The sequence below is a fragment of the Companilactobacillus zhachilii genome, assembly GCF_003606365.2.
Classification (GTDB): Bacteria; Bacillota; Bacilli; order Lactobacillales; family Lactobacillaceae; genus Companilactobacillus; species Companilactobacillus zhachilii.
This window is the reverse complement of sequence record NZ_CP031933.2, coordinates 1861442-1874260: the sequence shown is the minus strand read 5'-3', so window position 1 is coordinate 1874260 and position 12819 is coordinate 1861442. Positions and strand designations below refer to the sequence as shown.

The 12819-nt window shown below is 36.4% G+C and carries 9 protein-coding genes and 1 other annotated feature; of the genes, 5 read left to right on the top strand and 4 right to left on the bottom strand.

The window, feature by feature from the left end; genetic code table 11:
• Nucleotides 1-177: 177 nt before the first annotated feature.
• Entirely contained in the window at nucleotides 178-2328 is a 2151-nt protein-coding gene (locus D1B17_RS08545; protein WP_166806658.1) for an LTA synthase family protein, read from the bottom strand.
• Nucleotides 2329-2441: 113 nt separating this feature from the next.
• Between D1B17_RS08545 and D1B17_RS08540 the strand changes: the two genes are divergently transcribed.
• From D1B17_RS08540 to D1B17_RS08530, 3 genes are all read left to right on the top strand, one after another.
• Nucleotides 2442-3062 (top strand): VanZ family protein, encoded by a 621-nt coding sequence (locus D1B17_RS08540; protein WP_166806710.1) that lies wholly within the window; start codon nucleotides 2442-2444, stop codon nucleotides 3060-3062.
• A gap of 57 nt (nucleotides 3063-3119) precedes the next feature.
• Entirely contained in the window at nucleotides 3120-4460 is a 1341-nt protein-coding gene (locus D1B17_RS08535; RefSeq protein WP_120142091.1) for a glucose-6-phosphate isomerase, read from the top strand.
• Between the two features lie 307 nt (nucleotides 4461-4767).
• Nucleotides 4768-5370, top strand: a complete 603-nt coding sequence (locus D1B17_RS08530; protein WP_120142092.1) for a L,D-transpeptidase — start codon at nucleotides 4768-4770, stop codon at nucleotides 5368-5370.
• 49 nt (nucleotides 5371-5419) lie between these two features.
• On the opposite strand, the gene D1B17_RS08525 is transcribed toward D1B17_RS08530, so the two are convergent.
• From D1B17_RS08525 to D1B17_RS08515, 3 genes are all read right to left on the bottom strand, one after another.
• A complete protein-coding gene (locus tag D1B17_RS08525) occupies nucleotides 5420-5911 on the bottom strand; it encodes a GNAT family N-acetyltransferase (protein WP_166806657.1) in 492 nt (163 codons plus the stop codon).
• 1 nt (nucleotide 5912) lies between these two features.
• On the bottom strand, nucleotides 5913-7310 hold the full coding sequence (gene brnQ / locus D1B17_RS08520; RefSeq protein WP_120142094.1) for a branched-chain amino acid transport system II carrier protein: 1398 nt from the start codon (nucleotides 7308-7310) through the stop codon (nucleotides 5913-5915).
• Between the two features lie 423 nt (nucleotides 7311-7733).
• Nucleotides 7734-7965 (bottom strand) — a binding site (T-box leader).
• A gap of 62 nt (nucleotides 7966-8027) precedes the next feature.
• Nucleotides 8028-9746: a DUF6792 domain-containing protein gene (locus tag D1B17_RS08515; RefSeq protein WP_120142095.1), complete on the bottom strand. Its 1719-nt coding sequence runs from the start codon at nucleotides 9744-9746 to the stop codon at nucleotides 8028-8030.
• A 627-nt stretch (nucleotides 9747-10373) separates the two neighbouring features.
• On the opposite strand from D1B17_RS08515, the gene D1B17_RS08510 reads away from it, so the two are divergent.
• Both D1B17_RS08510 and D1B17_RS08505 read left to right on the top strand, forming a co-directional pair.
• Nucleotides 10374-10595 carry a hypothetical protein gene (locus tag D1B17_RS08510; RefSeq protein ID WP_041499243.1) on the top strand — a complete coding sequence of 74 codons (222 nt, stop codon included), beginning with the start codon at nucleotides 10374-10376 and terminating at the stop codon, nucleotides 10593-10595.
• Between the two features lie 12 nt (nucleotides 10596-10607).
• The gene (locus D1B17_RS08505; RefSeq protein ID WP_120142097.1) at nucleotides 10608-12701 is read left to right on the top strand and encodes an ATP-dependent Clp protease ATP-binding subunit; all 2094 of its coding nucleotides are present in this window, start codon (nucleotides 10608-10610) and stop codon (nucleotides 12699-12701) included.
• Nucleotides 12702-12819 lie beyond the last annotated feature (118 nt).

Here is a 12819-nt window from a genome sequence, read left to right as displayed (position 1 = left end):
TAATTATAAGTATTATTATGTCATTAATGACAAGAGCGATAGGATATAGAGCATATTTGAAACTTTGGATTAAAAACAATTTCAAACTCATTATCAAAAAATCAACTAGCACCACGCGTGTTCACTGGTTTAATAATACGTTATTTGGGAAAAGAAAAAAAGCCAGCTTACGCTGACTTACTTGGTAGTATCGTTGTTGCCTTTGAGAATGGTAGACCAACTGTCAATTACTGAACGGTCGCCATTTAATTCTGGAGCATTTGTATTATAAAGATCAGTGGTTGATTTATTGCCATTCTTGGAGTAAACACTCGTTGATTTCAATCCTAAGTCATCACGGGTTTGGACGAGTTTTTGAATCTCGTTTTGATAACTTTCAGTTTTGGGGTCGATTGGCATAAATCCAGTTGGTGTATAGAAACGCAATAAGTTTTTATTATTGATGGTATCTGATAATTTTAATTTTGTATTGACATAGTTTTGCCATTTAGCAACTTTTTGTTTCAATTCGGGGTCTTGATCCAAATCAACTTGTTCACCAGTGTTATTTTTGAAGACTTCAGGATTACCATCACTATCCTTGAGAACAGTGTAATGGGGTGTGATAAAGTTTTTATTTCGGAAAATTACAATTGGATTATGTTGATTGGATAGTAAATCAGTTCCTAATTGAACGTATTGCTTAGTGTTGATACCAGCTAAATGCAAAATAGTTGGTAAGACATCAATTTCACCGCCGTAGGTATGGTTGATGCCACCTTTTAGACCCTTCATATGGACCATAAACGGAACTTTTTGCATTTGTGAATTATTGAAGTCAGTCCAATCATTACTATCAATCCCTAATAACGGTGCTAAATCAGGATTTTGGCTATTTGAAAGGCCATAATGATCACCATAGAGGACAATCATTGAATTATCGTAAATACCGCTAGCTTTCAAATAATCAAAGAATTCCTTTAGCGCGTTATCAAGATAGTGAGCAGTGACAAAGTAGTTATTAACCGCACTACTATCGGTGTTAGGAGCTTGAAATCCATCGTTATCCTCATCCGGTAATTGGAAAGGATAGTGGTTGGTAACGGTAATAAACTTAGCATAAAAAGGCTGTTGAAGCTGTTCCAGATACTTAACACTTTCGGACAGCATCAATTTATCTTTCATACCGTATTCCAAACTGGAATCATTAGTTTTATTGAAATAACTAGAATCAAAGAAGTAATTGTAACCCATGTTTTTGTAAACATCGTCACGATTCCAAAAGCTACCGATATTACCGTGGAAAACGGCACTCGTGTAACCTTCTTTTTGACCCAAAATAGCTGGAGCAGCTTGGAAGGTGTTGTCACTACCAAGTTTTGAGAAGAGGGAACCTTCTGGTAAACCGAAAAGTCCAGTTTCTAGCATGTTTTCAGCATCACTAGTTTTACCTTGGCCAACTTCATGATAAAAATTATCAAAGGACATGGTATTTTTATCGTTATAAAGACTATTTAAAAATGGTGTAACTTCTTGACCATTGACTTTATCGTTAATCAAAAATTGTTGGAAACTTTCCAAATGAATAATGATAATATTTTTGCCCTTAGCTTTTCCAAAATACTTGGGATTGGGTTTGGCATAATTTTGCTTTGTATACGAAAGTACATCATCCATGTCAGTTCCTACTGCTTCGGAACGAACTTGATTATTCTGAACTGTCTTAATTGAATCATAGGCTAAGAAAGTGTTGAGTCCCAAGTATTTCACGATGTATGCTCGATCAAAAGTTCGACCAAGCAATTGGGGACGATTACTTTCAGCGATAGTTAAATTGAAAGCAAAGAAAAAGATTCCTAAAAAAGTTGTTGCAATTGCTGTTAATTTTCTCATTGGTCGGTCGTCAATTTTGATATAATGAGTAAGTAACAGTATAGCGATAATAATGAAATCTAATCCATAAATAAAATCATGTGCCTGCATCATATTAGCGGCACTGCCACCAAGCCCTTTGGAAACTTTTGAAACGCCGGCAATGGTGTTAAATGATAGAAAATCGCTAAATTCACGGTAGTACAGAATGTTACCGTAAAGCAAAGCTGACTCTAGAACGTAGATAACGCCCATAACGATATAAGAAATTTTGGGGCGGTTGATGTATAACGCTATACTGAGTAAAATAACAGCTGTAGCGATTGGATTGATTATTAGAATTAGATGTTGTAACGGGTCTGAAACGCCTAATGAGAAATCTGCATAATAGGCAATGACTGTTTTGATCCATAGGAAAAAGATTAGAAGTCCCATGAAGCCTAGTCTTTTATCCAAAATGTTTTTTAATTTATTCATAAATAAATCCTTTGTTTATAAAAATTCTTTAATAATTATAGTTAAAGTCTAAATAAAAGACTTAATTGTTAGTATAATACGTTATAAGTGAAAAGTGGGAAAGAATGAGCAAAATGATATTTTTAGGACCGTTATATGATTATATATACAGGTTATATGCAATGAAAATTAATCATTTTCCATTGATTCGGCTTTCCTTTTATGCTGTTGATAAAGCAATATTGTACACCTTATTTTTTATCGTTTTGAGATTTATTTGGGTAAAACTTAAGAAAAAGAAGACGAATTTTGGTCGGGAGTTTGGTTTGACCGTTTTCGCCTTTTATATTTTCCTACTTTTTGCTTTGACAGTTTTTCGGGATGGCTATTTTCTATGGCAATTCAAGTTTTATTTTCATCGACCATTATCCCAAATTAACATTATTCCGCTCATTGAAACATTTAAATTGTCAAAAGGTCAGTCATTAGTTGACTTCTTTTATAATTTATATGGTAACATTGTGTGGTTCGTACCAATGGGAGTATTTATTCCCGCGCTGACGAAAAGACATCTTGGATTTTTCCAAGTTGTCTTGCTTGGTGCCTTGATTTCAACGTCAATTGAGACTTTGCAGTTCATTTTGAACACCGGAGTCACTGATATTGATGATGTAATATTCAATACTCTTGGAGCTGCGGTCGGATATTTATTATATTTTGTTGGAAAATGGATAAAAAAGTTGATAAAAATTTGAAATTTTCTTCGAAAATGATTAATCTAGTTTTGACGATATATATGGAGGAGAGAGAAAATGTCACAAATTAAATTTGATGATTCAAAATTAAGCAAGTTTGTTCATGAAAACGAACTTGGCGAAATGCAAGCTCTTGTTACAGCTGCTGATGACGAATTACGTAAGGGTACCGGTGCTGGTGCTGACTTCCGTGGTTTCATCGACTTGCCTGTTGATTATGACAAGGATGAATTCGCTCGCATTAAGAAAGCTGCTAAAAAGATCCAATCTGATTCAGAAGTATTTATCGGAATTGGTATTGGTGGATCATACTTAGGTGCCCGTGCTGCAATTGACTTCCTAAGCTCATCATTCTATAACGTTAAGAATGATAAAGATGTCCCAGAAGTTTACTTCTGTGGTAACTCAATTTCTCCAAATTACATTGCTGATTTGATTGAAGTTATTGGTGACCGTGACTTCAGTATCAATGTTATTTCAAAATCTGGTACAACAACAGAACCTTCAATTGCTTTCCGTATTTTGAAAGCTAAGTTGATTGAAAAGTATGGTGTTGAAGGTGCTAAGGGCCGTATCTATGCTACAACTGATCGTGCTAAGGGTGCTTTGAAGACTGAATCAGACGCTGAAGGCTATGAAGAATTCGTTGTTCCTGATGATATCGGTGGTCGTTTCTCAGTTCTTACAGCTGTTGGTCTATTGCCAATTGCCGTTGCTGGTATCGACATCGACAAGTTGATGGAAGGTGCTGCACAATCACGTGAAGACTATTCATCAGCTGACCTTACAAAGAACGATGCTTACAAGTATGCTGCTTTGAGAAATATCTTGTACCGTAAAGGTTACACAACAGAATTGCTAGAAAACTACGAACCAAACGTTCAATACTTTGGTGAATGGTGGAAGCAATTGATGGGTGAATCTGAAGGTAAAGATCAAAAGGGTATCTACCCATCATCAGCTAACTTCTCAACTGACTTGCACTCATTAGGTCAATATATCCAAGAAGGTCGTCGTAACCTTATGGAAACAGTTGTCCTAATTGATACACCAAGACATGATGTTAAGATTCCTGCTGAAAAAGATAACCTTGATGGTTTGAAATACTTGGAAAACAAGTCAATGGACTTTGTTAATAAGAAGGCTTACGAAGGTGTTGTTCTTGCACATACTGACGGTGGCGTTCCTGTTATGTCAGTACACATTGAAAAACAAGATGCCTTTAACTTAGGTTACTTGATGTACTTCTTTGAAATTGCTGTTGGTATTTCTGGTTATTTGAACGGTATTAACCCATTCAACCAACCAGGTGTTGAAGCATACAAGAAGAACATGTTTGGTCTTCTAGGTCGTCCTGGCTATGAAGAACTAGGCGAAGAATTAAACAAACGTCTATAATTTTTAGAGAGTGGAACAAAACATGTTCAGCTTTCGAACATTAAGGAAAATGACTCCAGCAATCCAAAATCGGATTATTGGAGTCATTTTGTTTTAAGCGGAAAAAGCTATGTTTTGTTGCACGTTTAAGACAAAAATAGTTATGTCACAACCCCTTTTTTCATATATCTTATTAAGAGATTTTTTTAAGCTTATAACAATAAATATAAAACTCGCTCAAATAGAATAAATTCCTAATTATAGTCAAAAATCCGTTGTTCACTTTAAACATATGTATTATTATTAAATACATGTGGGGAATTTATTGATGAAAAATAAGAAAATAATTGCAGCAGTTATTGCACTTGTTGGAATTGTGATGATTGTAATTGCAGCGTTTGCGGTAAATAGTAATAATACACAAAAGGTTGAGGCAGAACAAAGAGCTGCTAAGGTGGCTAAGAAAGCCAAACAAGCCGCTAAAGAGAAAAAGTCTTTTAATGCGTGGAAAAAACCTTCAGAAGCAAAATCTTATCCAGATTTAAATAAGCACAAAACTGCTTATTTAGAAGTTTCGATTCCTAAGCAAAGAGTTTATGTTAAAGATGGTAAAGATACTTTGTACACGATGAAAGCCGCTACTGGTGAGAAAAAATCACCAACGCCTAAGGGTAATTTTGAAATTCAAAATCGTGGCGATTCATTTTACAATGAAGAATCTAAGGAGGGTGCTAATTATTGGACATCATTCAAAGATTGGGGCGTTTATTTGTTCCATTCTGTACCAACCGATGCAGATGGTAAGTATGTTGAAAGTGAAGCTCATAAATTAGGAACACCTTCTAGTCATGGCTGTGTTCGTTTAACAATTCCAGATGCTAAATGGATCAATTCTTCTGTTCCTGATGGGATGAAAGTTGTCGTTAAATAAAAAGTCGTTTCTTAATCTATTTTTTAGGTTAAGAAACGACTTTTTTTAATTATTTAACGTAAACCATCTCATGCAAAATTCCATATTTTGTTTGATCAGCAATACATTCACCACTGGCTTCAAAGCCGAACATTTCATAAAATGCTCGAGCAATTAAGTTATTCTTTAGCACTAAGAGATATAAATCATCAAAATCTTTTTGGAGAATATCCAAAGCTGATTGAAATAATTTTTGACCGATACCTTGATGTTGAAATTGTGGCAAAACATAGAGTGAATATATTTCACCTAAACCAGTATATTTTTGACGACGAGCAGGTCCATAAGTACAGACACCAACGATTTGTTGGTCATTAGTTAAGGCAACTAATGTGTTATCGACTCTTGTTTCTGGATTCCAATTTTTTTTGGTATCGAGATTATCCAAGAGAGCTTGTGGTACTAGACCGGCATAAGAGTACGTCCAAGTTTGATAATAGACTTGCCTAATACTGTCAAAATCAGTAGATTGATTGGTTTTAACAATTTGATAATTTTTCATTTTAGTTACGACTTTCGACTGCTTCATCGGCACTAGCAAAGACGCCTAATTTTCCTAAAACTAATCCTAAGAAGAAACCGGCAAAGGTGGGAACGACCCAACCAAGTCCCAAACTGGCGAAAGGTACGTATTGATGGTAAGTGGCTAAAACAGTTTTGACCAAGTTCATGTTAGTAACGGCAGCAGGAGAAGCATTCAACATATCAAAGACGGCAGGCAAGACGGTGAAAGCGATGGTCATCTTATAAACGACTCCAGCGTAAGGTTTTGCGTGAACAGTTAAAGAAACAAGGATTAAAGCAAGTGATAGTGGATAAAGTAGCATTAGAACTGGCAATGACCATGCGATGATGTTATCGAGTCCAGCATTAGCAACAACGAAAGACAAGATAGTAGTGGTTCTTAACCAAGCTAAGTAACTAACTTTAGGGAACAATTTGTGGAAATCTTGTGAGAATGAAGCAACTAATCCCATGGCAGTTGTGAAAACTCCTAAGGTAACTAAGACACCTAGGAAGGCAGCTCCAAATCGACCGAAATAGTTAGCAACGATTTGTGAAAGAGCAATACCACCGTTAGCTGATAGTGTCAATTTGCTTAAACTGAAGGCACCTAATAAAACTAATCCAAAGTAGACTAGAACTTCGACAGCGATACTTAGTGAACCAGCTTTAGCAGTTAAAACAGATAATTCACGATCTTTGTAACCAAGTCCTTTAACAGCGTGGACAAAAGTAACACTTAAAGCAAGTAAAGCAACGGCATCGACTGTGTTATAACCTTCAAGTAACCCACTGACAGTTGAATTAGTTTGATAAGCCTGTGTTGGCATATGATTCAAACCACCCATTGGATGTAAGAATGCGACAACAAAGATTACGGCTAATAATACCAAAAAGATAGTGTTGAGGTACTTTCCAACGTATTTCAATAATTTGCTTTGATGAACAGTTAAAGTATATGCAAGGCCGAAGAAAGCGGCAGTAAATAGTAACATCCCGACGGTGTCAAATTTAGCTGGAAGAAATGGTTGAACGGCCATTTGGAAAGCTGTTGCAGCGGTACGTGGTGTACCAAACAGAGGTCCGATCGTGAGGTGGACCAAAACTAGGAATAAAGCGGCATAAAATTTGCCAACGGGACGAGCGAGGTCGTATAGGCCATCACTTTTTGTGACAACAACCGCCATGATTGCTAGTAATGGGAAGAGGGAACCGGAAATTGCAAATCCCAAGGCGGCTGAGAACCAATTGTTACCAGCTAATTGTCCTAAGTGAACTGGGAAAATCAAGTTACCTGAGCCAAAGAACATTCCAAAGATTAGGGAACTGACTACAAGTAAGTGTAGAACTTTCTTTTTATTATTTTTTTCTCCTGTTAAATCTAAATCGTCTTTCATAAGTAATCCTCCTAAAAATGTTGTTTCTAATCTGGGCTGGGCTTTTAATGCCACTAATATCAGAATCCATTTTTACCACCTCTTTATTTTTTATGATGGGCTGCCGCTTCCGGTTGTACGTGATGATATTGTGCTGTGGGACCGCCTGGAGCCGAGGTCTCCAGGCTCGGTTTTGAACTTCGCAAAATACGCGAATTTCAAAACTCGTCCGTGGTGTAAGAACAACTTCGTTGTCCTAACGCCACCTTCACGGCACAATATCATCACGTACAACCTCCAGCTAAGTCCTTGAAGAATAACTCATTATTTTTTCAAAATTAATGGTTAATTTGTTCAATCAATAGACGTAAATAGCTAGGTAAGTCAACAATCCTATATAACTCACGTTGATTTTGGTACAAAAAAAGCCCTCTTCCAGCTAAGGAAAAGGGCTCAAGTTGAACGGTACCACCTTTTTTGGGTATTTCAAAAATACTCACTTTTTTAACGGACAATAAATCTATCTGCTAGCCAGGTAATGGTGGCAACCATGGTAACCTACTTGTCGGTACCAAACTCAGAAATGATTTTCGATAGTCTCTTGACGGTCACTTTGCACTCAACATGACTCACTAAGCGTACTTGAGATTTCTACTTTTTTCTTCAACGTTTTGTTGGTTCGTATTATAGGCACCTAAAAAATAAATAGCAAGTATTTTTTTAATAAAATTACAATTTTTATAATTTGTTAGGTGTTCGATTGAGAAAATGTTTAGCGCCGTCAATAACGTGGAAATAGGTTGCTAAGCCGAACATATCAAAGTTTATACTCTTAAGAAATGGCCACTCGCGTAATGATCCACGGAAAAGAGAATTATTTTGTTCGATAAATTTTTTACTGACCATTTGTGGCCGATCAGCGAAGACACCGGATTGATAAAGATAATTAGAATAGTCGAAAAAGTATTTGGCCGTCTTTTGTTCGCCAATCGTTTCTCGTAAAATCTTTGTCCGAGCATTGATAAAACTAAGGCTATTTCGAACAACTTGGCGACTATTGTCGGAACTTGATAAGTAAGCAAATAATTCTTCAAAAAAATGCTGATAGGCATGAATTTCACCGCTACTCAAATAAGCTCGAGGATGATTTTTGAATGGATATTTCCAATTGCTAAGATTGTATTCCCATTTTTGACCAATCCAAATAGTCTGTGGCAATTCGTAAAAGACTTGTGTCATGTCTTGTTCAAAACATTCGTTGATAATTTCTGAATAGTCATGAGGCAAAAGTCGTTTAATTTCGTTGTTTAAAGCAGGTGTGATGAACTTGGTACCGTCTGAATCGCCAGTCAGATCGAAGAGCTTTTTCCAAGTTTCGGGACTGAATAACTCCGGTTTGACATTTTTTACTAAATTCAAATTAATTGGAGCTGAATTTAAAGTATAGCCGGCGTCAAAACAGTAATCCATCAATTGCAAAGTTTGCACAAAGTGTCCACCTAACGAATGACCAATCCCATAGATCAGGGATTGCGAGGCGATTTGGCTATTCAGATAACGGATAAATTCACGAGCAACGAGTAACTGGCGGTCATCTTTAGTGCTGCCGATTAAAATTGAGTTAACGTTGTAGTTCCAATCTTTATAATTTTCAAGAACAGATTTTTCAAACCGCTTACTTCTTGATTTAATCGACTTATCCACATTAGCTTCAGTGCCTTTAAAAGTGATGTAACATTCTTTCACACCATCGATAACTATTTCGTAGGCAATACTTGAAAAACCACATTCAGCAGCCTCAGGGATGATATCACGAACATCATATGAACGAATATAAGTTGGTAAACGGTGTATTAAACTATAAATCAAAAACTTTAAATAATTTTCTGGACGAAATTCTTGATAAAGATAACGATCATAATCAAATTGTAAAAGCTTTGTTCGAAAATCAGCATTATGTAACAGTTCACCAGCCTGATATGGTTCATGACGAATATCTAATGGCATCAGATTATTTAGTAATAAAATGACGTAAATTTGATTCAAATAACCACGACAAGGATTGATGTGTTCATCTTCAATCATTGCAATCAATTGTTTTAATTTATTGATTTTACGATTCCGTGAAGGGAGTTCAAAATTATTATTTTGGTGTGTTTGATCAAGGTTTTTCAGTCGAAGTGCCTTGTCAATTAATTGTGGATGAATTGTTGAATCTTTAATAAATTGTGGGGCACGTAAATCGATTACTTGGTTTAAAACCAAATTAGTTAGGCGCTTTTTTTCTTTATTTAGATATGAATAACTGAAATAAAGTCGTTTGTTCTGGGGCAACAGTTTTTTGCTGTCTTCTTTGTTAAATGTTAAAGGAAGATTTTTATGGGCTCGAAAATTTAGCAAGTCGAGTTGATCATAAACATGATTTAAGCGGTTTAAGTTATTTAAAAGTTCCCTCATTTGATCACCTCTCATCTGCTGAAGGTATTTCTATAACTGCCGTTTCCAGAGCTGAGAGTATTCATCTGCTATGCGGACCGGACCGAGCCAAGGTCTCGCTTCTCGGTTTGAAGCCTTGCAAAGTTCAGCAAGTCTCCAAACACGCCCGGTGTTGTAAGAACGGCAAAAGCCGCCGTCCTAACAACACTCTCACAGCAGATGAATACTCTCAGCTCTTCCAACTAATTTTTATTTATCTTTCAATAATAAAAAAATAGACATAATTATTATTTATGACAATTAATAGTTTAGTCTTCGGGTTCAAGCGACAAAGCCAGCAGTGACAGTAATGTTAGGACTTTAGTCCTTACATTACAGGACGTGTTTTGAAATTCGCGGGTTGTGCGAAGTTCAAAACCGAGGGTCGAGACCTTGGCTCGAGCCGGTCCCACAGCAGGCTTTGTCGCTTGACCCCGAAGACGGCAGTTACAGAAAACCTTCAGCTTTTTTACTTTCACTTTCATTTTAACAAATTGTTGATATATAAGTAATTTAGAATGTTTTTTGACAATATAGCACATTTGTGGTACTTCACGCTTGTGCTATGTCACATTTGTGCTATACTATAAGTGTGGAGGTTGGAGAAAGATGAGAATAGATATTAAATCATACTTAGAAGATAACGGTTTAACGATATATGTTATAGCAAAGAAGAGCGGGTATGGTTATACGACGCTACATAAATCTTTCAACAAAAAACAATCTTCCGCCACATCTATCAATTTGCGCGATATAGAGGCAATTGCCAAAGCGCAGGATATCGAAATGTGGAGAGTTCTGCGTGAATTGGAATTGCATTATCTAAAGTGAGGAGGTCTTTATATGGCAAGATCATTTTGGGATGACGATCCATTTAACAGCAATATGGACGAAATGTTTAGAAGATTAATGAGTCAACAAAACGGTGATTCACAAGCCAAGTATTATGTGAATGGCAAGGAATTGACTCCTGAAGAATTAGCAAAATATCAAGAAGCTAGAACTGCTGGTCAAAATATTCCGGTTAGTGATAGCAATAAAAAAAATGGCACTATGTTAGAGAAACTCGGACGTAACTTAACTCAAGAGGCAAAGGATGGCCTACTTGATCCAGTTATCGGACGTGATAAAGAGATTCAAGAAACGGCAGAAGTTTTAAGCCGTAGAACAAAGAACAATCCTATCCTTGTAGGTGACGCTGGTGTTGGTAAGACTGCGGTTGTTGAAGGCTTAGCACAAGCAATCGTTAAAGGTAACGTACCAGAAGCAATTAAAGATAAACAGATTATTTCCATTGATTTATCGTCACTTGAAGCTGGTACCCAATATCGTGGTTCTTTTGAAGAAAATATTCAAAACTTGCTAAAAGAAGTTAAAAAAGCAGGCAATGTAGTATTATTCTTCGACGAAATCCACCAAATTATTGGCGCTGGTTCATCTGGTTCAGATTCTGGTAGTAAAGGTTTAGCTGATATCATCAAACCTGCATTGAGTCGTGGTGAAATTTCCATTATCGGTGCGACAACGCAAGATGAGTATCGTAATACCATTATGAAAGATGCTGCTTTAGCTAGAAGATTTAATGATGTTACGATCAATGAACCTAGCAAGGAAACCACCTTCGCTATTCTGAAAGGTTTGCGTAAGGCATACGAAAATCACCATCATGTTGAATTACCTGATGATGTTTTGAAGGCTGCGGTGGATTATTCAGTTCAATATATTCCACAAAGATCATTGCCAGATAAGGCAATTGACTTAATTGATATGACAGCTGCTCATTTGGCCGCTAAGAATCCAGTAACCGATAAAGTAAGTTTGGAAAAGGATTTGAAGCAAGCTGAAAAAGACAAGGAAACTGCTGCTGCAAAGGAAGATTATGAAAAAGCTGCTAGTCTGAAGAAACAAATTGACGATATTCAAACCAAGTTGAATCAAGATGACAAGTCGAGTGATGAACCTGTAGCAAAAGTCAATGATATTGCCGATTCAGTCCAAAGATTAACTGGTGTACCTGTTTCACAAATGGGTGCTAGTGATATTGAAAGACTTAAAGGTATGGGCAAGCGTTTGAAAGGCAAGGTTATCGGTCAAGACGAAGCTGTTGATATGGTTGTCAGAGCTATTCGTCGTAACCGTGCTGGCTTTGATGAAGGAAATCGCCCAATTGGCAGTTTCTTATTCGTTGGTCCAACTGGTGTCGGTAAAACTGAATTAGTAAAACAATTGGCTCAAGATATGTTTGGCTCTAAGGAATCAATCATTCGTTTGGATATGAGTGAGTATTCTGATTTAACGGCTGTTTCTAAGTTGATTGGTACGTCAGCAGGTTATGTTGGCTATGAGGATAACGGTAATACGTTGACTGAAAAAGTTCGTCGTAATCCTTATTCCATTGTTTTACTTGATGAAATTGAAAAAGCTAACCCTCAAGTGTTGACCTTATTGCTTCAAGTAATGGACGATGGTCGTTTAACAGACGGTCAAGGTAACGTGGTTGACTTTAAGAACACAATTATCATCGCAACTTCTAATGCTGGATTTAGCAATGGTAGTAAAGATGAGAAGTTAATGGACAAATTAGCACCATACTTCAGCCCTGAGTTTTTGAATAGATTCAATGGAATTGTTGAATTTACCCATCTATCAAAGGATGACTTGAATCAAATCGTTGAACTTATGTTGAATGATGTTAACCGTAACTTAGCTAAAAAGGGTATTACTTTGGAAGTAACTCCTGAAGCTAAAGAGTGGTTGATTGATGAAGGTTACGATGAAGCGATGGGTGCAAGACCATTACGTCGTGTGATTGAACAACAAATTAGAGATAAAGTTGCTGAATTCTATCTTGATCATATTGATGTTAAGAGTTTGAAAGCTGATTTAGTTGATGGAACTATTAAAATTTCTGAGAAATCGGCTGTTACAAGTGAATAAAAAGAGATTATAAGCTTGCAAAAGGTTCAAATACAGTTGGAATTTTTAATTGTATTTGAACCTTTTTTTGTGCATTTTACAGTGTGATTTGATATATAGTATGTTATGCACAAATAAG